This is a genomic window from Amycolatopsis sp. NPDC058986 (assembly GCF_042741125.1).
GTDB lineage: Bacteria > Actinomycetota > Actinomycetes > Mycobacteriales > Pseudonocardiaceae > Amycolatopsis.
This window is the reverse complement of sequence record NZ_JBHYJW010000017.1, coordinates 16,452-39,442: the sequence shown is the minus strand read 5'-3', so window position 1 is coordinate 39,442 and position 22,991 is coordinate 16,452. Positions and strand designations below refer to the sequence as shown.

At 68.9% G+C, this 22,991-nt stretch carries 23 protein-coding genes and 1 pseudogene; 12 read left to right on the top strand and 12 right to left on the bottom strand.

Annotation, left to right across the window (positions count from 1 at the left end):
* Positions 1-80: 80 nt before the first annotated feature.
* The 7 genes from ACFW0G_RS17170 to ACFW0G_RS17140 all read left to right on the top strand — a co-directional run bounded on the left by ACFW0G_RS17170 (position 81) and on the right by ACFW0G_RS17140 (position 5,908).
* On the top strand, positions 81-1,094 hold the full coding sequence (locus tag ACFW0G_RS17170; RefSeq protein WP_378326257.1) for a substrate-binding domain-containing protein: 1,014 nt from the start codon (positions 81-83) through the stop codon (positions 1,092-1,094).
* Complete coding sequence (locus tag ACFW0G_RS17165) at positions 1,091-2,080, top strand: ABC transporter permease (RefSeq protein WP_378326256.1); 990 nt, start codon at positions 1,091-1,093, stop codon at positions 2,078-2,080. Before ACFW0G_RS17170 ends, ACFW0G_RS17165 begins: the two co-directional genes overlap by 4 nt.
* A gap of 76 nt (positions 2,081-2,156) precedes the next feature.
* Positions 2,157-2,969, top strand: coding sequence for an ATP-binding cassette domain-containing protein (locus ACFW0G_RS17160; protein ID WP_378326255.1), 813 nt, complete (start codon positions 2,157-2,159; stop codon positions 2,967-2,969).
* Positions 2,969-3,829, top strand: coding sequence for a PfkB family carbohydrate kinase (locus ACFW0G_RS17155; protein ID WP_378326253.1), 861 nt, complete (start codon positions 2,969-2,971; stop codon positions 3,827-3,829). The genes ACFW0G_RS17160 and ACFW0G_RS17155 overlap by 1 nt, the downstream gene beginning before the upstream one ends.
* On the top strand, positions 3,826-4,461 hold the full coding sequence (locus tag ACFW0G_RS17150; RefSeq protein WP_378326252.1) for a nucleoside/nucleotide kinase family protein: 636 nt from the start codon (positions 3,826-3,828) through the stop codon (positions 4,459-4,461). Before ACFW0G_RS17155 ends, ACFW0G_RS17150 begins: the two co-directional genes overlap by 4 nt.
* Positions 4,462-4,500: 39 nt before the next feature.
* Positions 4,501-5,247, top strand: a complete 747-nt coding sequence (locus ACFW0G_RS17145; RefSeq protein ID WP_378326251.1) for an SDR family oxidoreductase — start codon at positions 4,501-4,503, stop codon at positions 5,245-5,247.
* Positions 5,248-5,494: 247 nt separating this feature from the next.
* Positions 5,495-5,908: a VOC family protein gene (locus tag ACFW0G_RS17140; RefSeq protein ID WP_378326250.1), complete on the top strand. Its 414-nt coding sequence runs from the start codon at positions 5,495-5,497 to the stop codon at positions 5,906-5,908.
* Between the two features lie 19 nt (positions 5,909-5,927).
* Here the strand turns inward: ACFW0G_RS17140 and ACFW0G_RS17135 are convergent, their stop codons facing one another.
* From ACFW0G_RS17135 to ACFW0G_RS17120, 4 genes and pseudogenes are all read right to left on the bottom strand, one after another.
* The gene (locus ACFW0G_RS17135; RefSeq protein ID WP_378326249.1) at positions 5,928-6,608 is read right to left on the bottom strand and encodes a DedA family protein; all 681 of its coding nucleotides are present in this window, start codon (positions 6,606-6,608) and stop codon (positions 5,928-5,930) included.
* Positions 6,609-6,771: 163 nt separating this feature from the next.
* A pseudogene (locus tag ACFW0G_RS17130) lies at positions 6,772-7,590 on the bottom strand (YceI family protein); the annotation flags it as partial.
* Entirely contained in the window at positions 7,587-10,169 is a 2,583-nt protein-coding gene (locus tag ACFW0G_RS17125) for an MFS transporter (RefSeq protein WP_378326247.1), read from the bottom strand. The pseudogene ACFW0G_RS17130 and the gene ACFW0G_RS17125, both read right to left, overlap by 4 nt.
* Before the next feature lie 12 nt (positions 10,170-10,181).
* Positions 10,182-10,691, bottom strand: coding sequence for a MarR family winged helix-turn-helix transcriptional regulator (locus ACFW0G_RS17120; protein WP_378326246.1), 510 nt, complete (start codon positions 10,689-10,691; stop codon positions 10,182-10,184).
* A 259-nt stretch (positions 10,692-10,950) separates the two neighbouring features.
* Here ACFW0G_RS17120 and ACFW0G_RS17115 point away from each other — a divergent pair, with 259 nt between their 5' ends.
* Both ACFW0G_RS17115 and ACFW0G_RS17110 read left to right on the top strand, forming a co-directional pair.
* Positions 10,951-11,382, top strand: coding sequence for a DUF6653 family protein (locus tag ACFW0G_RS17115; RefSeq protein ID WP_378326245.1), 432 nt, complete (start codon positions 10,951-10,953; stop codon positions 11,380-11,382).
* Between the two features lie 87 nt (positions 11,383-11,469).
* A complete protein-coding gene (locus ACFW0G_RS17110; protein ID WP_378326244.1) occupies positions 11,470-11,889 on the top strand; it encodes a PPOX class F420-dependent oxidoreductase in 420 nt (139 codons plus the stop codon).
* A 370-nt stretch (positions 11,890-12,259) separates the two neighbouring features.
* Here ACFW0G_RS17110 and ACFW0G_RS17105 read toward each other — a convergent pair whose 3' ends face one another.
* Positions 12,260-12,790 (bottom strand): TetR/AcrR family transcriptional regulator, encoded by a 531-nt coding sequence (locus ACFW0G_RS17105; RefSeq protein WP_378326243.1) that lies wholly within the window; start codon positions 12,788-12,790, stop codon positions 12,260-12,262.
* Positions 12,791-12,878: 88 nt separating this feature from the next.
* Here ACFW0G_RS17105 and ACFW0G_RS17100 point away from each other — a divergent pair, with 88 nt between their 5' ends.
* Both ACFW0G_RS17100 and ACFW0G_RS17095 read left to right on the top strand, forming a co-directional pair.
* Positions 12,879-14,390, top strand: a complete 1,512-nt coding sequence (locus ACFW0G_RS17100) for an MFS transporter (protein ID WP_378326242.1) — start codon at positions 12,879-12,881, stop codon at positions 14,388-14,390.
* Positions 14,391-14,394: 4 nt separating this feature from the next.
* Entirely contained in the window at positions 14,395-15,786 is a 1,392-nt protein-coding gene (locus ACFW0G_RS17095; protein ID WP_378326241.1) for an FAD-binding oxidoreductase, read from the top strand.
* A 210-nt stretch (positions 15,787-15,996) separates the two neighbouring features.
* Here the strand turns inward: ACFW0G_RS17095 and ACFW0G_RS17090 are convergent, their stop codons facing one another.
* From ACFW0G_RS17090 to ACFW0G_RS17075, 4 genes are all read right to left on the bottom strand, one after another.
* Positions 15,997-16,707: a DedA family protein gene (locus ACFW0G_RS17090; protein WP_378326240.1), complete on the bottom strand. Its 711-nt coding sequence runs from the start codon at positions 16,705-16,707 to the stop codon at positions 15,997-15,999.
* A 64-nt stretch (positions 16,708-16,771) separates the two neighbouring features.
* Positions 16,772-17,209 carry a hypothetical protein gene (locus ACFW0G_RS17085; protein ID WP_378326239.1) on the bottom strand — a complete coding sequence of 146 codons (438 nt, stop codon included), beginning with the start codon at positions 17,207-17,209 and terminating at the stop codon, positions 16,772-16,774.
* A 32-nt stretch (positions 17,210-17,241) separates the two neighbouring features.
* Positions 17,242-18,393, bottom strand: coding sequence for an N-acetylglucosamine-6-phosphate deacetylase (gene nagA, locus ACFW0G_RS17080; protein WP_378326380.1), 1,152 nt, complete (start codon positions 18,391-18,393; stop codon positions 17,242-17,244).
* Between the two features lie 92 nt (positions 18,394-18,485).
* On the bottom strand, positions 18,486-19,061 hold the full coding sequence (locus ACFW0G_RS17075; RefSeq protein WP_378326238.1) for a SigE family RNA polymerase sigma factor: 576 nt from the start codon (positions 19,059-19,061) through the stop codon (positions 18,486-18,488).
* 226 nt (positions 19,062-19,287) lie between these two features.
* Here ACFW0G_RS17075 and ACFW0G_RS17070 point away from each other — a divergent pair, with 226 nt between their 5' ends.
* Positions 19,288-19,572, top strand: a complete 285-nt coding sequence (locus ACFW0G_RS17070) for a YciI family protein (RefSeq protein WP_378326237.1) — start codon at positions 19,288-19,290, stop codon at positions 19,570-19,572.
* 22 nt (positions 19,573-19,594) lie between these two features.
* On the opposite strand, the gene ACFW0G_RS17065 is transcribed toward ACFW0G_RS17070, so the two are convergent.
* Genes ACFW0G_RS17065 through ACFW0G_RS17055 form a run of 3 tightly spaced genes read right to left on the bottom strand, consistent with a single transcriptional unit; the run spans position 19,595 to position 22,976 of the window.
* Positions 19,595-20,593, bottom strand: coding sequence for a PDR/VanB family oxidoreductase (locus ACFW0G_RS17065; protein WP_378326236.1), 999 nt, complete (start codon positions 20,591-20,593; stop codon positions 19,595-19,597).
* Positions 20,590-21,507, bottom strand: coding sequence for a metal-dependent hydrolase (locus ACFW0G_RS17060; protein ID WP_378326235.1), 918 nt, complete (start codon positions 21,505-21,507; stop codon positions 20,590-20,592). Before ACFW0G_RS17060 ends, ACFW0G_RS17065 begins: the two co-directional genes overlap by 4 nt.
* Positions 21,504-22,976, bottom strand: a complete 1,473-nt coding sequence (locus ACFW0G_RS17055; RefSeq protein ID WP_378326234.1) for a flavin-containing monooxygenase — start codon at positions 22,974-22,976, stop codon at positions 21,504-21,506. The genes ACFW0G_RS17060 and ACFW0G_RS17055 overlap by 4 nt, the downstream gene beginning before the upstream one ends.
* Between the last annotated feature and the right edge of the window lie 15 nt (positions 22,977-22,991).

The window sequence follows — 22,991 nt, the reverse complement described above, 5'->3', positions numbered from 1 at the left end:
CAAACGCTTGCGCCCTGGCAGTGAGTCTGTCTACCTTCCCGTCCATCGGCAAGCCTCGATGATGAAGGTGAGCAAAAAACATGAGACAGCGCAGTCTCGTCGCAGCGGCGCTGGCCCTCCTCGCTGTAACCGCCACCGGCTGCACCGTCGAACGCCACTGGGGTGGCGGTTCGCAGGCGGGCGGGGGCGGGAAGGCCAAGGTCGGCCTGGTCACCAAGACCGACACCAACCCCTACTTCGTCGAGCTCCGCGCCGCCGCGAAGGCCGCCGCGGACGCGAACGGCGCCGGCTTCAGCGCGCTCGCGGGCCAGTTCGACGGCGACAACGACGGCCAGGTCCGCGCCATCGAGAACCTGATGCAGCAGGGCGCGAACACGATCCTCATCACGCCGAGTTCGTCCACCGGCGTGCTCGACGCGATCGACAGGGCCCGCAAGTCCGGCATCCTCGTGATCGCGTTGGATACCGCGACCGAACCGGCGAGCGCCGTCGACGCCACCTTCGCCACCGACAACTTCGAGGCGGGCCGCCAGCAGGGCGCCTACGTCAAGGCCGCGCTCGGCGGTCAGGCGCCGAAGTTCTTCATGGTCGACGGAACCGCGGGCAGCACCGTGGACACGCAGCGGCACGGCGGTTTTCTCAAGGGCATCGGGCTGACCGACGCCTCGCCCGAGATCAAGGGCAAGGTCGCGGCGAACGGTGACCAGAGCATGGCGCAGCAGGGCGTGGAGAACCTGTTGCAGCGCACCACCGACATCAACTCGGTGTACACGATGAACGAGCCGATGGGCCGCGGCACCTACGCCGCGTTGCAGGCTCGCGGGCTCGTCAGCAAGGTCGTCATGGGCTCGATCGACGGCGGCTGCGAGGGCGTCCACAACGTCAAGGACGGCCAGTACGCCGCGACCGTCATGCAGTTCCCGAAGAAGATGGCCGAACAGGGCGTGCTCGCGGCCGTCGAATACGCCAAGACCGGCAAGAAGCCGAGCGGGTTCATCAACACCGGATCCGTGGTGATCACCGACAAGCCCGTGCCCGGGGTGGACAGCAAGGACACCGCCTGGGGCCTGCAGAACTGCTGGGGGGCCAAATGACCACGGCTACCGCACGCGCACAGGACCGCGCGAGCATCGGTGAGTTCTTCCTCCGCGCGCCCGCCGTCGGACCGGCGCTGGCACTCGTCGTCGCGGTCGTGGTGTTCTCGGTGTCCACCGACACCTTCCTCGACCTCGACAACCTTTCCCTTGTGGTGCAACAGTCCCTGGTCGTCGGGACGCTCGCGCTCGGTCAGACGCTGATCATCCTGACCGCCGGGATCGACCTCGCCAACGCCGCGGCAATGGTGCTCGGCACGCTGATCATGGCGAAGCTCGCGGGCGGCGGAGCAGCCGGGATCTGGGCGCTGCTGCTGGGCATCGTCGCGACGGTGGTGATCGGGACGGTCACCGGTTCGCTGGTCACCCGGATCAAGCTGCCGCCGTTCATCGTCACGCTCGGCCTGCTGACCGTGCTGACCGCCGCGGCGAAGCTGTTCGCCGGCGGGCAGGCGGTGCCGGTGACCGACGGCCTGCTGAAGTGGCTCGGCACCCGCCGGTACCTCTTCGGCGGCATCCCGATCACCTACGGCATGACGCTCGCGCTGCTGATGTACCTCGGACTCTGGTACGCGCTCACGAAAACCTCGTGGGGCAAGCACGTCTACGCCGTCGGCAACGCGCCGGAATCCGCGCGGCTGTCCGGGATCAAGGTCAAGCGGACGATCCTCTCGGTGTACGTCGTGGCCGGGGTGATCTTCGGGATCGCGGCGTGGCAGGCGCTCGGCCGGGTGCCGAACGCCGACCCGAACGCGTTCCAGCTCGGCAACCTCGACTCCATCACGGCGGTTGTCCTTGGTGGCGCAAGCCTTTTCGGTGGCCGCGGTTCGGTGCTGGGCACGATGATGGGCGCGCTCGTCGTCGCGGTGCTGCGGTCCGGGCTGACGCAGCTCGGTGTCGACGCGCTCTATCAGGACGTCGCCACCGGCGCGTTGCTGATCGCCGCCGTGGCTGTCGATCGTTTCGCGAGGAGGCAGCAGTCATGAGCGAAGCTTGCGAGCGAATCATGGATATCATGCGCCAAAAGGAATCGAACACTGTCTCGCGAAGCGAGGCGATCGCATGAGTCCTGAGGCCACACTGTCCGCACGCGGACTGGTCAAGCGTTACGGCCGGGTCACCGCGATCGACGGCGCCGACTTCGACCTCTACCCCGGCGAGGTGCTCGCCGTGGTCGGCGACAACGGCGCCGGGAAGTCCAGTCTCATCAAAGCCCTTTCGGGTGCGGTGATTCCGGACGCCGGAGAGATCAAAGTGGACGGAAAGACCGTCCACTTCAAGTCCCCTTTGGACGCCCGGCACTACGGGATCGAGACGGTGTACCAGGATCTCGCCGTCGCGCCCGCGCTGGACATCGCGTCGAACATGTTCCTCGGCAGGGAAAAACGCCGCGGCGGCGTGTTCGGCGGGCTGTTCCGCAAGCTCGACACGACGACGATGCGGGCCGAGGCGCAGCGCGTGCTCGACGAGCTGGGCATCAACGTCAAGTCCATCACGCAACCGGTGGAGACGTTGTCCGGTGGGCAACGGCAGGGTGTCGCGGTGGCCCGCGCGGCCGCGTTCGGCACCAAGGCCGTGATCATGGACGAGCCGACCGCCGCGCTCGGCGTCGCCGAATCCGGCAAGGTGCTCGCGCTGATCGACCGGATCCGTGAGCGTGGCCTGCCGGTCGTGCTGATCAGCCACAACATGCCGCACGTCTTCGAGATCGCCGACCGCATCCACGTGCACCGGCTCGGCAAGCGCGTCGCGGTGGTCTCGCCGAAGACGCACACGATGAACCAGGTCGTCGGCCTGCTCACCGGTGCGCTGAAGATCGGCGAGAGCGGCGAGGTCGAGGAAGTCGCGTCGGCCGTCCACGCGGGACTCGACTGATGACGCGAGTGCTGCTGGCGGGACTGTGCACTGTGGACGTTGTGCAGCGAGTCGCCGAAATCCCGTCACCGGGCGAAAAGGTGCAGTCGCTCGCGGTGGCCGTCGCGGCCGGGGGGCCCGCGACGAACGCCGCGGTGACTGTCGCCGCGCTCGGTGGCGAGGCGACGTTGCTGACCGTCCTCGGTGGACACCCGCTGGCAGCACTCGCGCGGGCGGACCTCGACGCGCACGGTGTACAGGTCGTCGACCTCGCGCCGGAAAGCGCCGCACCACCCGCGGTCAGCGCCGTCACGGTCCGCGACCACGACGGCGAGCGGACCGTGGTGTCCCGCAACGCCGCCGATCCGTCGGCGGAGTTTTCCTTGCCCAGCCTGGATTTCCTGCCACCTCCGGACGCGGTGCTCGTCGATGGTCACCATCCGGAACTGGCGCTGGAAGTGGCGAAATGGGCGCGCGGGCACGGCGTTCCGGTGGTGCTCGACGCGGGCAGCTGGAAACCGGTGCTCGACGAACTCCTGCCACTGGTGGACATCGCCGCGTGCTCGGCGCACTTCCGCGCCCCGGAACCCGGGCTGCACGAGCGCGGCGTCGCCACGGTGATCACCACCGCGGGTCCGGAGCCGGTGCGCTGGTCGGCGGGCGGGGAATCCGGCGAGGTGTCCGTTCCGGCGGTGACCGCACGGGACACACTGGGCGCGGGCGACGTCTGGCACGGCGCGCTGGCCTACGCGGTCGCGCGCGGCGGGGACGTGGGCGGCCGGATCGAGTTCGCCAACGAGGTGGCCGCCGAACGGGTGCGGCAGGTGGGACCGAGGTCGTGGACGGCCGAGGTCGCGAAGATGGGAGAGGGACAACGATGACGGGGATGGACGACCTGCTGGCCAGGGCCGAGCGGATGGCGCAGCCGGGCAAGCGCTGCGTGCTGGGCATCGTCGGGGCGCCCGCGTCCGGCAAGACGACACTGGCGTGGACGATCGCGAACGCGCTGGGCACGCGCGCGGCGGTTGTTGGGATGGACGGCTTCCACCTCGCCCAGGTCGAGCTGCAGCGGCTCGGCCGGACCGAGCGCAAGGGCGCGCCCGACACGTTCGACGCCGCCGGGTACGTGCACCTCATCCGTCGTCTCGCCGAAGGCCGCGAGACCGTGTACGCGCCGGAGTTCCGGCGAGAGATCGAGGAGCCGATCGCCGGGGCCGTCGCGGTGCCACCCGGTGTGCAACTGGTGATCACCGAGGGCAACTACCTGCTGCTACAGGACGATCCGTGGAGCGGCGTCGAACCGCTACTGACCGAATCGTGGTTCCTCGCGCCGGACGAGCCTGAGCGGATCGAGCGGCTCGTGTCGCGGCACCGCCGCTATGGCCGTTCGCTGGTCGAGGCGCGCGCCAGGGCGCTCGGTTCGGACCAGCGCAACGCCGACCTCATCGCGCAGACCCGTGATCGTGCCGATCTCGTGCTGGAGAACCTCCCGCTGGTCAACTTCGCGCTGTAACAAGGTTGTGCCCGTGCCGTGTCCTGGTTGGATGACTCCATGACTGGGGTTCTCATCGTGACCGGTGGCAGCCGGGGCATCGGCGCGGCCGTCTGCCTGCTCGCCGCCGAACAGGGCTACGACGTGGTGGTCGACTACTCGGGCGACGCGGCGTCCGCCGAGAAGGTGGCCGCGCGGGTGCGTGAGCTGGGCAGGAAAGCGCTTGCCGTACGCGCGGACGTCACCGATGAGGAGGACGTCCGCGCGTTGTTCGACGCCGCGGCGCGGCTGGGACCGCTGGCCGGGCTGGTCAACAACGCCGGTATCACCGGGAACACCCCCGGCCGCGTCGACGAGCAGGACGTCGCGACTGTGCGGCGGGTGTTCGACGTCAATGTGACCGGGGTGTTCCTGTGCGCGCGCGAGGCGGTGCGGCGGCTGTCGATTCGTCACGGCGGAGGTGGCGGCGCGATCGTGAACATCAGCTCGACGGCGGCCCGCACCGGTTCGGCCGGCGAGTGGGTGCACTACGCGGCGTCGAAGGCGGCGGTCGACACGTTCACCTTCGGGCTGGCACAGGAGGTCGCGGGCGAAGGCGTGCGGGTCAACGCGGTCGCGCCCGGCCTGGTGCGGACCGGCCTGCACGAGGCGGCGGGGATGCCCGACCGCATCGAGCGGTTCGTCCCGGCAATCCCGATGGGCCGCGCCGGGCATCCCGGGGAGATCGCCGAAGCGGTGTTGTGGCTGCTCTCGCCCGGTGCGTCGTTCACCGCGGGGGCCGTGCTGGAGGTCGGCGGCGCCCGCTGATCAAGTCCATCTGGTGAGACCGTCGGCGACGGTGAGATCACGATTCGTGGGGGAACTCGGTGAACCCGGGTTTGGCCGCGCGTTCGCTGTGCGAGGCTGATGGGGCCTCGGCGGAACAAGATCTCCTTCTAGCACGGGCCGGGGGGACGGTGTGTCACGGGGTCCGTGACCTCCGTGATCGTGCGAACGCTTTGATATGCCACGGAGTGCGCCGCCGGGGGATGTGCGAAAGGACGGCCACGAAGTCATGCCCAAGCTCACGTCTGTGCACCATCTGGCGCTCACCGTGACCGATGTGGACCGCAGCGTGCCCTGGTACGTGCGGGTGCTCGACCTCGAGGAACACACGCGTCGCGAGGATCCGGAAACCGGGCTGCGCAAGGTGGTTCTGCGCTCGCCGGGGGACGAGTTCGCGGTGATGCTCGTCCAGCACGCCGACACCGGGAGACGTCTTTTCGACGAATGCCACACTGGTCTGGACCATGTCGCGTTCAAGGTCTCGTCGGTCGCGGAACTGGCCGAATGGGAAGCACGTCTCGCCGAATTCGGTGTGCAGTACACGCCAGCCGCCCCGTCGCGGACCCTCGAAGGCGCGATGGTGATCGTCTTCCGTGACCCGGACGGGATTCAACTCGAAGTGTGGGCCGACCCCGCCCTCTGACGGCTCTGACGCGCTGGGCTCAGGCGCGGGCGTTCGAGTCGTCGTTCGCGGTGACCTCGACAGGGCGGCGCATTTCGCGCCGGTACCGCAGGAAGCCGTAGCCCGTGCCGAGCACGAAGAACGCGATGCTGGCCCACAGCGCCGCGGTCTTGAGCCAGGGCAGGGCGTCGAGCAGCCCGGCGCCGTAGTAGCCGAGCAGCACGAGCGTCGGTACCCAGAGCAGGCCGCCGAGCGCGGTGGCGAACATGAACCGGCGCGGATCCATCCGCGCGGTGCCCGCGATGAGCGGGGCGAGCGTGCGGATCCACGGGATCCAGCGCGCGGCGACGATCGCGAAGAAGCCACGCCGGTCGAGGAACCGTTGCGCGCGCTCGAGGTTCTCCCGGTTGAGTACCTTGCCGCCGCGTCGCGCGATCAGCTTGGTCCCGGTGCCTCGGCCGATGTAGTAGCCGACCTGGTTGCCGAAGACGGCGACGATCAGCGCCGCACCGGACAGCAGCCACGCGTTGGCGTCGGAGCCGTGCTGGGCGAGCACCACCCCGGCGCCGAAGAGCAGCGAGTCTCCGGGCAGGAAAAGGCCGATGATCAGTGCGCATTCGACGAAGACGAAGCTCAGCACGATCACCCACACGAGCAGCGGGCCGGCCGTGTCGAGCCAGCCGACACCCATGCCCGCGGCCTCGATGCTCACCACGCTCACCTCCTGAGCCTACGTGGCGAAGGTTGCGGACCAGGGTGCCACGTGCGAAAAGCCGGAAAAAGTGCTGGTCAAGAAGCTGTAAAGGCTCCTTGACAGCGGTCGGCGCCGTGAAGGAGTACTTGAACGCGCCCGCCCCGCACCCCCCGGGAGTGGAGGAAAAAAAAAAAAGCGGCCGCGCCACGCCCTGGACGGCCTCGATGTCCAGCTCGACCTTCACCGTCGTTCCGATCGCCGCGACCCCGGCCCGCACCATGGCGTTGTAGTTGATCGCGAACTCGTTGCGGTGCAGTTGCGTTTCCGCGTGGAACGCCGCGCGCACCCCGCCCCACGGATCCGGCCCGTAGCCGCCGTAGGTCAGGTCCAGCTCGACCTGCCGCTTTTCCCCGTGCAGCGTCAGCTCACCCGACAACGTCCACGAGTCGGCACCGCGCTGGCGCAGCCCGGTGCTCGCGAACGTGATCACCGGGTACTTGTCGACGTCGAGGAACTCCGCCGAACGCAGGTGATCGTCGCGCATCTTGATCCCCGTGTCGATGCTCGACGCCCCGATCTCGGCGTACACCGAGGAGCGCTCCGCCGGACGTCCGACGTCGATCCGGCCGCTCACCTCCGGGAACCGCGCCTTGATGCTCGCGATGCCCAGATGCCGCGCGGTCACCACGACCGACGAGTGCATCGGGTCGATCGTCCACGGCCCGGCCGGCGGCAGCTCGACCGCGTCCGCGAGCGGGGCCAGCACGACGTCGCCGAGCGACGCCGAGCCGTTCGAGCCGACCAGCGCGGTCCGGGCGACCGGCCCGTACCCGGCCGCCGTGACGACGACGGTGTACCCGCCAGGGGGCAGCGACTCGACCGCTACCGCCCCCTTCGTGTCCGTCTCCTCCCGCGCGACCTGACGGCCTGCCGGGTCGGTCACGGTCAGCACCGCGTGTTCCACCGCCCAGCCCTCGGCCGTGCGGATCGACGCTCGCAGCCCGCTCACGACCGGTCGACCAGCTCGTCGAGTGCCTGGTCGTAGCTGAGCCGGACGTCGTGGGCCGCTTCGCCGTCCGACAGCTCGACCCGGCTCGTGGCGGGCGGGTAACCGCTCGCCACCACCGTGTAGGCACCAGCGGGCAGATCACTCACCACGTAGTGACCCTCGGCGTCCGTTCGCGCCACCGCCGCGACGTTGCCGCTCTCGTCGAGCACGGTGATCCGCGCGTCCGGCACGATGCGGTCGCCGTCGGTCCGCGCGATGCCGGTGAGCAGCACGGCCCCGGTCAGCTCGACGTCGTGACGCAGCACCCCGCTGTCCGGCACGGTCAGCGTCACCGCCACCGGCCGGTAGTGCGGACCGGCCGCGACCAGCGTGTACCGCCCCGCCCCGACGCCGGCGAACGAGTAGAGCCCGTCCTCGCCGGTGATCGACGCGCCGTTGACCTCGCCGCGTTCGTCGGTCAGCGTCACGGTCGCGTTCGCCAGCGGCGTGCCGCGACCGGCCGCCCGGACCACGCCGGTCAGCTCGCCCGAGCCGGTCAGCGTGACGTCCAGCTTGGCAGGGCCGCCGCTGACGACGACGCTCGAGGCCTGCGGCTGGTGCCCGTTCGCCGCGACGATCAGCACGTACGTGCCGGGACCGGTGGTCGGGACCGAGTAGCTGCCGTCGGCGTTCCCGGTCGCCCGCGCGACCTGGTGGCCGCGCTGGTCGATCAGGGTCAGCGCGGCACCGCTGACGTTGGTGCCGTCCTGCCGCCGGACGTGCCCGGTGATCGGCGGACCACCGGCGCCCACGGGCAGGTCGGAGCCTGCGGACGCCGAAATCGGCATCGGCAGCGCTCCCGACACGGCCTTGTAGTCACCCTTGCCGTTGCCGTTCAGCGCGTGCTTTCCGGCGCCGACCAGCGCGGGTTCCCTCGGCGTCTCGGCGACCGGGGCGACCGGCTCGACGATCTCGGTCGGCTCGTCGTCCATCTCCAGCAGCGCTTCGCCGCCTTCCACGGCGGCAGCCGCCGCCGAAGGACCGCCGACCAGCGGGATCTCCTTCATGAACAGCAGCACCAGCGTGGCGAGCAGGGCCACGCCACCGGCGACGTAGAACACCGTGGTGATCGAGTCGGTGAACCCGATCAGCACCGGGGTCCGGATGTCCGGCGGCAGGTTCTGGATGCCGCTCGTGTTGCTCTGCAGGTCGGCGAGGTTCCCGCCGCCCCCGGCGGGCATGCGCCCGCCGAACGCCTTGGTGATGTTGCCCGGCAGGACGTTGAACAGAATCGTCAGGAACACCGCGACACCCGCGGTACCACCGATCTGCCGGAAGAACGTCGCCGCCGCGGTCGACACGCCCATGTCGCTGCGCGGGCCCGCGTTCTGCACCGCGATGATCAGCGTCTGCATGCACTGACCGAGGCCGAGGCCGATGATCGCCGCGGCGACCAGCGGGTGCCAGAGCGCCGAGTCGTACTTGACCTGCGCGAAGAGGAACGCGCCCCCGGCGATCAGGATCGTGCCGACGATCGGGAAGACCTTGTAGCGTCCGGTCGAGCCGGTGATCTTGCCGGACACCACCGAGCTGAACATGATGCCCGCCATCAGCGGCAGCATCAGCAGCCCGGACTCGGTCGGCGTGTAGCCCTGCACGACCTGCATGAACTGCGGGATCATGGTGATCGCGCCGAACATCGCCACACCGACGATGACACCGCCGATGATCGCCACGGTGAACGTCGAGTTCTTGAACAGCCGAAGCGGGATCAGCGCGGCGTCCTTCATCAGCTTCTCCACCACGATGAAGGCGATGACGCCGACACCGCCGATGACGTAGCAGAGGATCGCCTTCTGGTCGCCCCAGCCCCACTTCTGGCCCTGCTCGGCCACGATCAGGAACGGCACGACGGCGACGACCAGCGTCAGCGCGCCCCACCAGTCGATCTTGTGGTCGTGGCGCTGGTGCGGCACGTTCAGGACCTTGGCGACGACGAACAGCGCGATGACGCCGATCGGCACGTTGATCAGGAAGACCCAGCGCCAGCCGTGCAGGCCCGCGAGGTTGTCGATGCCCGCGAAGAAACCGCCAAGCACCGGGCCGAGCACGGTCGACAGGCCGAACACGGCCAGGATGTAGCCCTGGTACTTCGCCCGCTCACGCGGCGGCACGATGTCACCGAGGATGGTCATCGCCAGCGACATCAGACCACCGGCGCCGAGCCCCTGCACCGCGCGGAACGCGGCCAGCTCGTACATCGACGTCGAGAACGTCGACGCCGCGGAGCCGACCACGAAGATGCCGATCGCGGCCAGGTAGAACGGCTTGCGGCCGTAGATGTCGGACAGCTTGCCGTAGATCGGCGTGACGATCGTCGAGGTGATCAGGTACGCCGTGGTCGCCCACGCCTGCAGATCGAAGCCGTGCAGGTCGTTGGCGATCTTGACGATCGAGGTACCCACGATCGTCTGGTCGAGCGCGGCGAGGAACATGCCGCACATCAGGCCGCTCAGGATCGTGACGATCTGGCGGTGAGTCAGTCTTGGCGCTTCGTCGTGTGACGCGCTTTGTGGTGGTTTCTCAGTGGTCGCTGTCATGCTTCGGGCCCCCTAGCCCTGTGTCGCCGGGTCGGAGTCGGCGATGTGTGGAAGGCTCTTTTCGATCCCCGAGTTGAGCCGGTTGAACAGTTTGTTGAGGCTCTGGCGGTCCTCTTCGGGCCAATCCCCGAGTACCTCGGCAAGCCACTGGTTACGCTGCTTGCGGTTCTCTTCGAACACCCGCAGTCCCTCCGCGGTCGGCGCGAGCAGGCAGGCCCTGCCGTCCTCCGGATCCGCCTGCCGCTCGACGAGACCGTGCTGGACCAGTGAGCTGCTCTGCCTGCTGACCGTCGAAATCTCGGCGTGCATCATCTCGGCGAGCTTGCTGGTCCGCTGGGGGCCTTCGTGGATGAGCGTGAAGAGGATCGCGTAGGCGGCTCGCTCGATCCCGTCCGGTCCCTGCTTCGACACCTGGGACTTCGCCTTGTTGATCAATCGGACGAGGCGCACGAGCTCATGACCGAGCTGATCGGCGACGTCCAGCTCGGACTTGGGCCTGGTGGTGCCGTTGTTCATTGGCATGGTGTCTTCCCCGCGGTCCCGGCCGTTGATTGGCCCCTGCAACTAGTTGCCTAGAGCAAGAGTGTGCCTAGACGGACGAAACCGCAAGCGGTTATGACTGCGGTGTGTCACAAGCCACTTTAGTTGCCACATGCAAGCAGATTATTCGTGTCCGATCGTCCTATTCATCCCTTGTGGAAAACCTGGACCCGGGTTGTGCGCGTAGGCTCGCTCGTGATTCGTCCGGGTGAATTGGGGGCTCGTGGTGAAGGTGTCTCAGGTGCGGCGCTGGGTGTTCCGCAGGCATTCCAACCCGTGGAGCGCGTGGACTCGCTGGCTGACCACCCCGCTGGTGCTCGTCCCGATCTGGAACCGTGACTGGCGGCAAGGCGCGGTGGTTGCCGCGTGGCTGGCCGCGAACCCCGTCGTCTTCCCGGAGCCGCGCGACGACAGGGCGTTCGCCACGCGCGCGATGCTCGGCGAAGAACTGTGGGTCGTCCGGCGCCCGCGTGACGCTGCGATGGCGAGCAACGCGGCGGGGATGGCGCTCGGCGTGCTCGCCGTGGTGGCGGCGCGGCGACGCCGGCTGGGGCTCACCGTTGTCGCGACCGTCGCGGAGATGGCTCTGCTGATGTTCTACTGGCGCCAGATGGCTGCTTACTACGACGAAAACCACGGTACGGGGAACAACGACGCCGCCGAAGTGGCTTGATGCCGGTATGAGCGAAGCTTGCGAGCGAATCATGGATGTCATGCGCCAAAAGGGATTGGACACTGTCTCGCGGAGCGAGGCGATCGCATGAGCGATGCGCTTTACGACTTCCTCGGCTCTGCCAAGCGCGGGGTGCTGGCCACGATCAAACGCGACGGTCGTCCCCAGCTGTCCACGGTCACGCACCACTACGACCCCGAGACCAGGACCATCCAGGTCTCGATCACCGAGCCCCGCGCCAAGACGAAGAACCTGCGCCGCGATCCCCGTGCCACCTATCACGTGAGCAGCGAGGACGGCTGGAGCTTCGCCGTCGCGGAGGCCACCGCCGAGCTCACGCCGCCCGCCGCGGCCAAGGACGACGCGACCGTCGAGGGGCTCATTGCCCTGTACCGCGAGGTCGCGGGCGAGCACCCCGACTGGGACGAGTACCGCGAGGCCATGGTCGCCGACCAGCGTGTACTGCTGACACTGCGCGTCACGCACGTTTACGGCCAGGTGCGCTGACGTCGCGAAAGCGTCGTTCGGGGCATGCTCAGCGTCCCGGGACGAGGGGCCGAGGGGATGCCTTTGGCGCGCGAGCTGGATCTCCCTCAGGACGCATCAGCCCAGGTCGGCAATGTCTCAGCGGTGTCGCGAACGACGCGTTGAGGACGTTCACTGTCTCGAACGGAGCGTTCGAGACATCGCGATTGCCGCGACCGGCGCAGCGGGCCGCGACCAGGTCGGTCCGTTCGCGACGTTCGATGGTGCCCGGTAGTCGGTCGGCGTGGCCGGTGCTGAAGGACGCAGTGCTGCCGGACGCACTGAAGGCGTCCTTCAGTCGTCCCGGATCCGCCGTTCGCGGGACCGGCTCGGCCCTCGCGGCGGGAACCGGTCAGATCTGCGCTTCGATCCGGCTGATGATGGCGTCGACCTGGCCGAGGATCGGGCTCTCCTTGCCCTCCATCGCGGCCCGCAGCCACAGGCCGTCGCCGACCAGCACCACGAGTTCGGCCGTCAGCGGATCGTCCACCTCGGCCACCATGACCTCGCGGACGGCCGCCGAGCAGCGTCGCAGGGTCTCGCTCACCCGTGGCTCGGTGGACAGCAGCAGGATGGCGGCCGTCATCGTCCGGTTCAGTGGCACGTTCTCGGCCACGTCCGTGATGGTCGAACGCAGGTAGTAGCGCACCACTCCCTCCGGCGCCTGTCGCGCCAGTTCGAGATCCTCCTCGTTGAGCCTGGCCAGCCGTTCCAGTAGCCCGTCGACCAGCGCGTCCTTCGAGCCGAAGTGGTACAGCAGGCCACCCTTCGAAACGCCGGCCTGTGCCGCGACCCCCTCCAGTGTGGCGACTCCGGGGCCTTGGTCGATCACCACTTGTTCGTAGGCGTCGAGGATGCGTTCACGGGCGGAGGGCTTCGGCATGCGTTTGACTATACCGTCCGGACGGTATAGTGTCGAGACACCTGCGAAACTGCACCGTCTGGACGGTGCAAGAAAGGATGAGTGCGCCATGCCGTCGCTGGAGCGAGGGCGCAAGCGTTGGTGGGCGCTGGCGGTGCTGGCCCTCCCGACACTGCTGATCAGCGTGGACATGACGGTCCTCGGCTTCGCGCTGCCGTACCTGAGCGAGGACCTCGCGCCGAGTGGTGCCGAACAGCTGTGGATCGTCGACATCTACTCGTTCGTGCTCGCCGGGCTGCTCGTGTTCATGGGCACCCTCGGTGACCGCGTCGGGCGGCGGAAGCTGCTGCTCACAGGTGCTGTCGCGTTCGGTGTCGCCTCGGTGCTCGCCGCGTTCTCGACGTCCCCGCTGATGCTCATCCTGGCCCGCGCGCTGCTCGGTGTCGGTGGCGCGACCCTGATGCCCTCGACGTTGTCGCTGCTGCGGGGGATCTTCACTGATGACCGGGAGCGCCGGATCGCGATCGCGGTGTGGAGTTCCGCGTTCTCCGGCGGGATGGCGCTCGGCCCGGTCGTCGGTGGCTGGCTGCTCGGCCACTTCTGGTGGGGCTCGGTCTTCCTGATCAACGTGCCGGTGATGGTGCTGCTGCTGATCGCGGGCCCGTTCCTGCTGCCGGAAGCCCGTGACCCGAACCCGGGCAGGTTCGACCCGCTCTCCGCTGTCCTGTCGCTGGCGACGGTGCTGCCGGTGGTCTACGGCATCAAGGTCCTCGCGACTGAGGGCTTCTCGGTCGTCGCGGTGCTGGGCATCCTCGTCGGTGCCGGGTTCGGCGTGGTGTTCGTGCGTCGTCAGCGGGCTCTCGAATCGCCGATGATCGACCTCGCGCTGTTCGCGAACCCGCGGTTCACCGGATCCGTGGTGACGAACCTGCTCGCCGTGTTCGCGCTGTCCGGCCTGCTGTTCCTGGTGCCGCAGTACCTGCAGCTCGTGCTCGGCAAGTCGCCGCTGGAGGCGGCGCTCTGGGTGCTGCCGTCGAGTGCGGCCAGCGTCCTCGGCGCGATGGCCGCGGTGTGGTTCGCCAAGCGGTTCCGGGTGCCGGTGCTGGTCTCCGGCGGTCTGGTCGTCGCCGCGATCGGCTGCGTCGTGCTCGCCGCGGCCGGGGTGGAGTCCGGTCTGGCGGCGGTGGTGATCGGGTTCGTCGTGGTCGGCGGTGGTGTCGCCTTGGCCGACACCCTGACGAACGACATGATCATCAGCGCGGCCCCGGCGGAGCGCGCCGGTGCGGCGTCGGCGATCTCCGAGATGGGCTTCGAGCTCGGTGGTGCGCTCGGCACGGCGATCCTCGGCAGCGTCGCGACGGCGGTGTATCGCGGCGGGCTGCCGGCGGGTACGCCGGAGGCCGCGCGCGAGACGCTCGGTGGTGCGGTCGCGACGGCTCAGCAACTCCCCGCCGACCAGGCAGGCGCGTTGCTGGGGGCCGCCAAGGAGGCGTTCGTGAACGGGCTGAACATCACCGCGCTGGCTGCCACGGCCGTGTTGGTCTATACGGGTGTTCAAGCCTTGATTCTGCTAAATCGGAAAAGTAATTCCGCTGTGCGGACAGAATCGGGCTTACGATGAGGGTATGAGCAACGACGCCCTCATCGCCCGGCTCCGTGACCAGGTCGGCAAGGACGCGGTCCTCACCGACGTCGACGTCCTTGCCTCCTACTCGCGGGACATGATGCCGCTCGCCCCCTCCGGCAAGCCCGTAGCGGTGGTCCTCCCCGCGGACGTCGAGGGTGTGCAGGCGACCGTCCGGGCCTGCGCCGAGGCGAAAGTGCCGATCGTGCCGCGCGGCGCCGGAAGCGGGCTTTCCGGCGCCGCGAACGCGATCGACGGCTGTGTCGTGCTGGTGCTGACGAAGCTGGACAAGATCGTCGAGATCGACGCGGGCAACCGGCTCGCGGTCGTGCAGCCGGGCGTGGTGAACCTGGATCTGCGTAACGCGGTCCAGGAGCACGGGCTGTTCTATCCACCCGACCCGTCGAGCTACGACTGGTGCACGATCGGCGGCAACCTGTCCACCAACGCGGGCGGGCTGTGCTGCGTGAAGTACGGCGTGACCACGGACTCCGTGCTGGGGTTGGAGGTCGTGCTGGCGGACGGCTCGCTGCTCAGGACCGGCAGGCGCACGGTGAAGGGGGTTGCGGGCTACGACCTGGCGCGGCTGTTCGTCGGCAGCGAGGGCACGCTCGGCGTGATCACCCAGGCGACCGTCGCGCTCAAACCGCTCCCGCAGGCACCCGCGACACTCGTCGCCGGGTTCAGTACCACCGAGGCCGCGGGCGAGGCCGTCGCGCGGGTGGTACGGGAGGGGCTGGTCCCGTCGCTGCTGGAGATCATGGACGCCTCGTCGATCAAGGCGTCCGAGACGTACCTGAACACCGACCTCGGTGCCGGGTCGAACTGCCGGGCGCTGCTGCTCGCCCAGTCCGACGCCGGTGGCGAGGTGGCGCGCCGCGAGCTGGCCGTGCTGGAGCAGATCTGCAACGACTGCGGCGCCGATCTCGCGTACGCCACCGAAGACCTCGAAGAGGGCAAGATGCTGCTTCAGGCACGTCGCGTGGTGCTGACCGCGTTGGAGACGTACGGGGTGTGGCTGACCGATGACGTCTGCGTCCCTCGCACGCGGATCGCGGAGCTGATCAGCGGCTGCGAGCGGATCAGCGAGGAGGTCGGGCTGCGGATCGCCGTCGTCGGGCACGCCGGCGACGGGAACATGCACCCCACGATCGTCTACCAGCCCGACGATCCGGACGAGTTCGCCCGCGCGCACAAGGCGTTCGACGCGATCCTCGACGTGGGGCTGTCGCTGGGCGGCACGGTGACCGGCGAGCACGGCATCGGCAAGATCAAGCGCGACTGGCTCGCCAGGGAGATCGGGCCGGTGGGCTTACGCGTGCATCGGCAGATCAAACAGGCCCTGGACCCGGACAACCTCTTCAACCCGGGCTCGATGTTCTCCCTGGCCTGACGCGCAGGCGGGACTCGGGCGCGAGTGAGGTTTCTCAGCGAGAGAGTTCCTCAGGCGGGGTCGGCTGCTGAGGGGTGCCCTGGGTGCGACGAGGGCGCCCCTGGGTGCGTCGAGTGCACGTTCCAGCCGTCACGCGAACCTCACGAGTAACACGCGCCCCACAGGTCACGCACACGGAGGTCGTGAAGGACCGCAGCGTGAAATCGCGGATCAGTCGCGGATGCGCGGGATCTGCTGCGTGATCTCGGGGTCCGCCGCGGCGGCCGCGGCGGCGCCCTTCTTCTCGCGGCGGGCCTTGAGGTATTCGAGAACGATCGGGACCACCGACACGAGCACGATCACGATGAAGATCGCGTCGACGTTGTTGGCGATGAAGGGGATACCGCCGAGCAGCGAACCGAGCACGGTGATGCCCGCGGCCCACAGGATGCCGCCGATGACCGTGTAGGTGAAGTAGCGCTTCGGGTCCATCTTGCCGATCCCGGCGATCCAGGTGATGAACGTCCGCACGAACGGGACGAACCGCGCCAGCACGACGGCCTTCGGGCCGTGCTTCTCCAGGAACGCGTGGGTCTTGTCCACGTACTCCTGCTTGAAGATCCGGGAATCCGGCCGGTTGAACAGCTTCGGCCCCACGAAGTGCCCGATGTAGTAGCCGACGACGTTGCCCAGCAGCGCCGCCACCGTCACCAGGACGCACACCAGCCACAGCGGCGCGTCGAGGGTGCCGTTCGCGATGAACAGGCCCGCGGTGAACAGCAGCGAGTCACCGGGCAACACCGGGAAGATGCTGCTCTCGATGAAGATGATCAGGCAGAGCACGGCGATCACCGGCGTCGCCAGCCCGTGCAGGAGGTGCTGCGGGTCCAGCCACGACGGCAGGAGGGACATGGTCGTCACTGTGCTCTGGGCGAGAATCACACCGAAAACGGTACAGGGTGACCCTGAGTGCTTTCACAGGGAGGAACCGCAGGTAAGAGCCGCGTCAAACGAGCGTCAGCAGGCCGATCACCGAACCGGCCGCCAGCCCCAGCAGCAGCGCCAGGAGCAGGATCCAGTGCACCGGCAGCGGCGCGCCCGCCGCGGCCTGCGGCGCGCGGACCGTTTCGGCCTCGGGCACGGGGGCGGGAATCGGCTGTGCGGGGCCCGGCTGGATGGGGCCCGACTGCGTTGGTTCAGGCGCGTCGCCCAGCTCCAGCGCCGCGCGTTCCAGGGACTCCGCGCCCGCGCCGGACAACAGCCCGTAGCGGGGCGGTAACTCCCCTTCGGTGGAATAAGGCGCGATGAACGCGGCCGACCCTGTCACGGAGCTTTGCTCGGTGCTCTGCTCGGCGACGGGCGTGTGGTCGACCTGCGGCGCGAACACCGCCTGGGCACGCAGGGCGTCGGCCAGCAGCCGCTCCGGGTCCTTCGGCTCGGTCATCCTGCGCGTCTCCCAGGGTCGGGCACGGGTCCTTACGTACTCAAGGTAGCCCGGCCGACCTCCGCGACCCACTCGCCCCGGCGCAGCACCTTAAGCGGACGCAGGTCGTCGTCCAGCACGACGACGTCGGCGGCGAACCCGGTCCGCAGCGAGCCGGTCCGGTTCGCGATGCCGAGCAGCTCGGCGGGCCGTTCGGAGGTCGCGCGGACGGCGTCGAGGATGTGCAGCTTCGCACCGAGCACCAGGTTCCGGAAGGCGTTGTCCATGGTGAGCGTGCTGCCCGCCAGCGAACCGTTGTCGGCGAGCGTGGCGACGCCGTCGTGGACGTCGACCTCCAGCCTGCCGAGGGTGTAGCGGCCGTCGGCGGCGTCGGTGGCCGACATCGCGTCCGTGATCAGCACGGTCCGGTCGCGCCCGGCGTGGGTGGCCGCGAGGTGGACCACGGTCGGGTGCAGGTGCACGAGGTCGCAGATCAGCTCGATGGTGATGCGCTCGTCGTCGAGCAGGACCCCGACCGGGCCGGGCTCGCGGTGGTGCAGCGGGCGCATGCCGTTGAACAGGTGTGTCGCGACCGTGGCCCCGGCCTCGATGGCGGGCAGCAGCTGCTCCTCGACGCCGTCGGTGTGCCCGATCGCGGCGATCACCCCGGACTCGGCGAGCTGGCGGACGGCCTTGATGCCGCCGTGCAGCTCGGGCGCCAGCGTCACCATCCGGATCGCGCCCTGACCGGCCCGCAGCAGCTTGTCCACGGTCCTGGTGTCCGGCTCCAGCAGCGCCATCGGGTCGTGCGCACCGCAGCGGGCCTTCGAGATGAACGGCCCCTCCAGGTGAATCCCGGCGACGTCGCCCTGCTCGACCAGCTCACGCAGCACGGCGATCTGCTCGCGCAGGATGTCGACGTGGTCGGAGACCAGGCTGGCGAGCATGGTCGTCGTCCCGTGCCGCCGGTGTGCCTGCACGGCGGTGTGCACCTCGTCCGGGGTGAGGGTGCTGAAGGACGCACCGCCCCCACCGTGACAGTGCGTGTCAATGAAGCCGGGGACGACCAGCGCCCCGGCGACGTCGACGGCGGGGCCCTCCGGCGGGGTCCCGGAACCCACACCGGCGATCCGCCCGTCGGAGACGGCCAGCCAGCCGTCGTCGAGTACACGGTCCGGGGCGGCAACGCGGCCGCCCGTGATCACGAAATCTCCGGCGCCTCTCACGCGCCCCAGCATATATTGGTCTGGACCAAGCATGGTGCCGCAACTCAGTGATCGGTGTGGTCCAACCGGGCTCAGTGTGGGGCCTGCATCGCCTTTTGCAGTGCTTCCAGCGCCCGGCTGGCGGTCGATTTAACCGTACCTTTGGAAATCCCGGCGGCTTCGGAGATCTCGGCTTCGCTTAGACCACCGTAGTAGCGCAGCACCAGCACCTCGCGCTGGCGGGGCGGCAGCTTCGACAGCGCGCTGACGACGGCCTGGTGCTCGCTCGAGAGCATCGCCAGGCTTTCGGCCGAGCGCGCGTTCACCGCGTGTGGCGGAACGTATTCGCGTGCGGTTTTCCTGCGCCGCAACACACTTCGTGACCCGTTGACCACCGCGGTGCGCAGGTAGCCGACGGCGGCCGCCGCGTCCCGCAACCGGCCCCAGTTGCGGTGGAGCCCGGTGAAGGCCTCCTGGACGACGTCTTCGGCGGTCGCCGGTTCGTCCACGAGCAGGATCGCGAGGCGGACCAGCCGCATCCGATGCTGGCGGTAGAGGTCTTCGAGAGTCAGCGGCGCGGCCGGCTGCGGCGGTGGCGCCGGCCCGTCCAGGACGCGCAGATGGCCGAGGGTCGCCTCGACACTGCGTTCCGCATTGCCTTCGAGCATGAACCCCTGCCTGTCTCGACCCCGACCATGCCGTGCTTCCGGCACCTTCTCTGGCACGCCGTGCTGGCTCGGCGTGCCGCTGCGGTTTCACAGCGTTCGCACAGCTCCCGGCGCAGGACCAGCCTATCGGGTCGGCCCGGCGGTGCCACCGATCGGATGCTGAGATTGCCCTCCCGTCCCCCGGTAACGTCACCAGCGTCACTGCCGCCCGCCCCGGGAGATCCTCATGGCCTGGTACCTCGTCGAGATCCGCTACGTGCAGGAGAAGCTGGCGGAGGTGCGGCCGCGACACCGCGAGTTCCTGCAGGGACTCGCCAAGCAGGGCCGGGTCGCGGTCGCCGGCCCGCTCGGCGACGGCACCGGCGGCATCACGCTCTACCAGGCCGACGACGAGACATCCCTCACCGAGCTGATCAACCAGGACCCGTATCACCTCGAAGGGGTGGTGGCCGAGCGCACGGTGCGTGAGTTCAAGCCGGTCATCGGCGCCTGGTTGCCCGAAGAGTCCTGAAAGTCTGGAAAATCGGGCAGGGTTACAGCTCCAGCGCGGCGTCGCCGCGATCGACGCAGATCCGTACCGAGCCGCCGCCGACGGCGGGCACCGCGCAGGTCCCGCAGAAGCCCTGGCGACACGAATAGGGCACATCGGGCATAACGTCCCGTACGACGTCCAGTGTGGACCGATCCGCGGGCACGTCCAATACCAGGCCGGACCGTCGAAGCTCGACTTGGAACGGCTTTCCGCCCACGATCGGCGGCGTCGAGAACCGCTCGAAGTACACCGCTGAGGCGCCGGTCATCGCCAGATCCACCCGGACGCCGGTGATCATCGGCACCGGCCCGCAGCAGTACACCGACGCCCCGTCCGGCATCCCTTCGAGCAGTTCCGCGCCCGACGCCGGGATGCCGTACTCGGTGTCCGGCCGGATCCGGACGCGCTCCTCGCCGTAGGAGGCCAGCTCGTCGAGGAAGGGCATCGACGCGCGGGAACGTCCTGTGTAGACAAGCCGCCAGTCGGCGCCGAGCGCGTCGGCCCGGCGCACCATCGGGAGGATCGGCGTGATCCCGATCCCGCCCGCGACGAACAGATAGTGCGGCGCGGTCACGAACGGGAAGGCGTTCCGCGGCCCGCGAACGGTCACTTTCGCGCCCGCGCGCAGCGTATGCACCTCGGACGACGCGGTGCCGATCCGCCGCACCGCGATCCGGTAGGTCGTGCGGTCGTCGGGGTCTCCGCACAGCGAGTACTGCCGCATCGCGCCGGACGGCAGCACGAGGTCGATGTGCGCGCCCGGCCGCCACGCGGGTAGCAGGCCACCGGAAGGCGGGACCAGCCGCAGGCTCACGACCTCGTCGGCCTCGGCACGCACGGCGTCGACCCGAAGCGTCAGGTTCCGGTCGACGGCGCGGACCGGGGTGCGGCGGCGTCCGCTGAACTCGCTGAGCCGCCGGTACACCGCGGCCGCACCGGCCAAAAGGGACAGTGCGCGGTCGGTGCCCGGTCCGCCGTAGAGCCGCTGCGGGAGGCTCACTTCGGCGCGTCGGCCGCCTGCGCGGCCGGCGAACTCGCCAGGTAGGCCACGGCCTGTTCGGTGTTGCCCGTTTCGGTCGGGTGGTAGCTCCGGCGGAAGTACGGCCGGATCTCCCGCAGCAGCTGCCTTCCGGTGGGCAGCAGGCCCTTCTTGGCCGCCTTGCGGTAGGCGCGGAAACTCGCCTTGCCCGGCGACGTCGGGTCATTGCGCATCAGGAACCTGGTGCCCCGCACGAAAATCCACGCCAGCGCCGGGGTCACCACGGCCATGCTTCGCACCCGCCGAGTGTAGCGCTGGTCGAGATGACGGAAGAGGTCGTAGGCGACGGAGCGGTGCTCGACCTCTTCGGCGCCGTGCCAGCGCAGCAGGTCCAGCATCGTCGGGTCCGCGCCCGCCTCGTCCAGCGCTTTCGCGTCCAGGACCCACTGGCCGAGGAACGCGGTGTAGTGCTCGATCGCGGCGATGACGCCGAGCCGTTCGACAAGCCATTCCTCGGCGGCCTTGCCGGTCAGGTCCCGATCGCCGAGCAGCTTGCGGAACAGCCATTCCATCTGCGCGATATACGGCCGCACATGCAGTCCGGCGGCTTCGAGGTGCTCCGCCGCGCCGTCGTGGGCCTCGGCGTGCATCGCCTCCTGGCCGATGAAGCCGAGGACGTCCTCCTTGAGCCGTTCGTCGCGGATCAGCGGCACGGCCTGCTTGAACACCTCGACGAACCAGCGCTCGCCCTCGGGCAGCGCGATGTGCAGCACGTTGATCGTGTGGGTCGCCTGCGGCTCGCCGGGAATCCAGTGCATCGGCAGCGACGCCCAGTCGAACTTGACGTCGCGCGCGTGCAGGACGATCTGCTCGTGGTCCTCCGCCGACGTATTTCCTCCCGCGGAGGCGGCATTGGACGCTGCCGCGGTGGTCACCGGGCCCGTCCGGAAAGCTCGTAGTCGCTCGGGTCGACCTTGCGGGTCTCCAGCCAGTAGCGCCAGGTGAACCCGGGCCAGATCGTGCGGTTGACACCCTTCGCGTCGAGGTACCAGCTCTTGCAGCCGCCCTGTGTCCAGACGCCCTTGACCAGCTTGTCCTGGATCTCGGCCTGGAACTGGTCCTGCACGCTGGGCCGGACGTTCAGCGCCGCGGCGTCCCGCGAGTCGGCGAGCTTGATCGCGTCGACGACGTACCGGGACTGCGATTCGATCATGAACACCACGGAGTTGTGTCCCAGCGCGGTGTTCGGGCCGAGCAGGAAGAACAGGTTCGGGAAGCCGGAGACCGTGATGCCCTTGTGGGTCTCCAGTCCGTTGGTGGCCCACGTCTTGGCGAGGCTGCGGCCCTCGACACCGGTGATGTCGAGGTATTCCAGCGCGTCGGTGACGTGGAAGCCGGTGCCGTAGATGATCGCGTCGACCTCGTGCTCGACACCGGCGCCGTCGACGACGCTGTGTGCCTTGACCTCGCGCACCCCGCTCGTCACGACGTCCACATTGGACCGGTTGAGCGCCGGGTAGTAGTCGTTGGAGATCAGGACTCGCTTGCAGCCCATGGTGTAGTCCGGGGTGACCTTGCGGCGCAGCGCGCGATCCTTGACGCCCTTGGCGATGTGCCGCCGCGCGATCAGCTCGCCCGCCTTCATGATCGCGGGATGGCCGTTGAAGCCGATCGCCCGCGCTTCGAGCAGCCAGTAGAGCGCGTTGCGGTACGCGCGTTGCGTGCCCGGCACGCGGCGGAACAGCGTCTGTGCCCAGCCGGGCATCGCGTGGTCGGGCTTGGGCATGATCCACGGCGGCGTCCGCTGGAACAGCGTCAGCTCCGCGACATCCGGCGCGATCCGGGGCACGAACTGGATGGCGCTCGCGCCGGTACCGACGACGGCGACCTTCTTGCCCTTCAGGTCGTACTCGTGGTTCCACTGCGCGGAGTGCCACTTCTGGCCCTTGAACTTCTCGATCCCCGGCAGCTTCGGGATCTGCGGGATGTGCAGACCGCCGACGCCGGAGACCAGGAACTGCGCGGAGAACTCCTGACCGGTCTTGGTCTCCACGGCCCAGCGGCGCTCGCCGTCGTCCCAGTGCGCCCCGGTGATCTCGATGCCGAAGCGGATCTTCTCGCGCAGCCGGTACTTGTCCGCGACGCCCTTGAGGTAGTCGAAGATCTCCGGCTGCGGCGAGAACGACCGCGACCAGTCGGGGTTCTGCTCGTACGAGAAGGAGTACATGTGCGACTGCACGTCGCAGGCGCAGCCCGGGTACGAGTTGTCGCGCCAGGTACCACCCACCTCGTCGGCCTTCTCCAGGATCACGTAGTCCCGGATACCGGCTTTTTCGAGCTGGATCGCCTGGCCGAGCCCGGAAAACCCGGTGCCAACGATCACGACCTTGAAGCGTTCGGTCATCTGACGGCCTCCGCT

Bases quoted from the DNA above. Each gene is read 5' to 3' on its own strand.
- ACFW0G_RS17100 (WP_378326242.1), top strand. From the start codon at position 12,879: ATGCCGTCGCTGGAGCGAGGGCGCAAGCGTTGGTGGGCGCTGGCGGTG.
- ACFW0G_RS17170 (WP_378326257.1), top strand. From the start codon at position 81: ATGAGACAGCGCAGTCTCGTCGCAGCGGCGCTGGCCCTCCTCGCTGTA.
- ACFW0G_RS17145 (WP_378326251.1), top strand. From the start codon at position 4,501: ATGACTGGGGTTCTCATCGTGACCGGTGGCAGCCGGGGCATCGGCGCG.
- ACFW0G_RS17160 (WP_378326255.1), top strand. From the start codon at position 2,157: ATGAGTCCTGAGGCCACACTGTCCGCACGCGGACTGGTCAAGCGTTAC.
- ACFW0G_RS17140 (WP_378326250.1), top strand. From the start codon at position 5,495: ATGCCCAAGCTCACGTCTGTGCACCATCTGGCGCTCACCGTGACCGAT.
- ACFW0G_RS17070 (WP_378326237.1), top strand. From the start codon at position 19,288: ATGGCCTGGTACCTCGTCGAGATCCGCTACGTGCAGGAGAAGCTGGCG.
- ACFW0G_RS17105 (WP_378326243.1), bottom strand. From the start codon at position 12,790: ATGCCGAAGCCCTCCGCCCGTGAACGCATCCTCGACGCCTACGAACAA.
- ACFW0G_RS17110 (WP_378326244.1), top strand. From the start codon at position 11,470: ATGAGCGATGCGCTTTACGACTTCCTCGGCTCTGCCAAGCGCGGGGTG.
- ACFW0G_RS17150 (WP_378326252.1), top strand. From the start codon at position 3,826: ATGACGGGGATGGACGACCTGCTGGCCAGGGCCGAGCGGATGGCGCAG.
- ACFW0G_RS17085 (WP_378326239.1), bottom strand. From the start codon at position 17,209: ATGACCGAGCCGAAGGACCCGGAGCGGCTGCTGGCCGACGCCCTGCGT.
- ACFW0G_RS17055 (WP_378326234.1), bottom strand. From the start codon at position 22,976: ATGACCGAACGCTTCAAGGTCGTGATCGTTGGCACCGGGTTTTCCGGG.
- ACFW0G_RS17125 (WP_378326247.1), bottom strand. From the start codon at position 10,169: ATGACAGCGACCACTGAGAAACCACCACAAAGCGCGTCACACGACGAA.
- ACFW0G_RS17075 (WP_378326238.1), bottom strand. From the start codon at position 19,061: ATGCTCGAAGGCAATGCGGAACGCAGTGTCGAGGCGACCCTCGGCCAT.
- ACFW0G_RS17165 (WP_378326256.1), top strand. From the start codon at position 1,091: ATGACCACGGCTACCGCACGCGCACAGGACCGCGCGAGCATCGGTGAG.
- ACFW0G_RS17155 (WP_378326253.1), top strand. From the start codon at position 2,969: ATGACGCGAGTGCTGCTGGCGGGACTGTGCACTGTGGACGTTGTGCAG.
- ACFW0G_RS17120 (WP_378326246.1), bottom strand. From the start codon at position 10,691: ATGCCAATGAACAACGGCACCACCAGGCCCAAGTCCGAGCTGGACGTC.
- ACFW0G_RS17095 (WP_378326241.1), top strand. From the start codon at position 14,395: ATGAGCAACGACGCCCTCATCGCCCGGCTCCGTGACCAGGTCGGCAAG.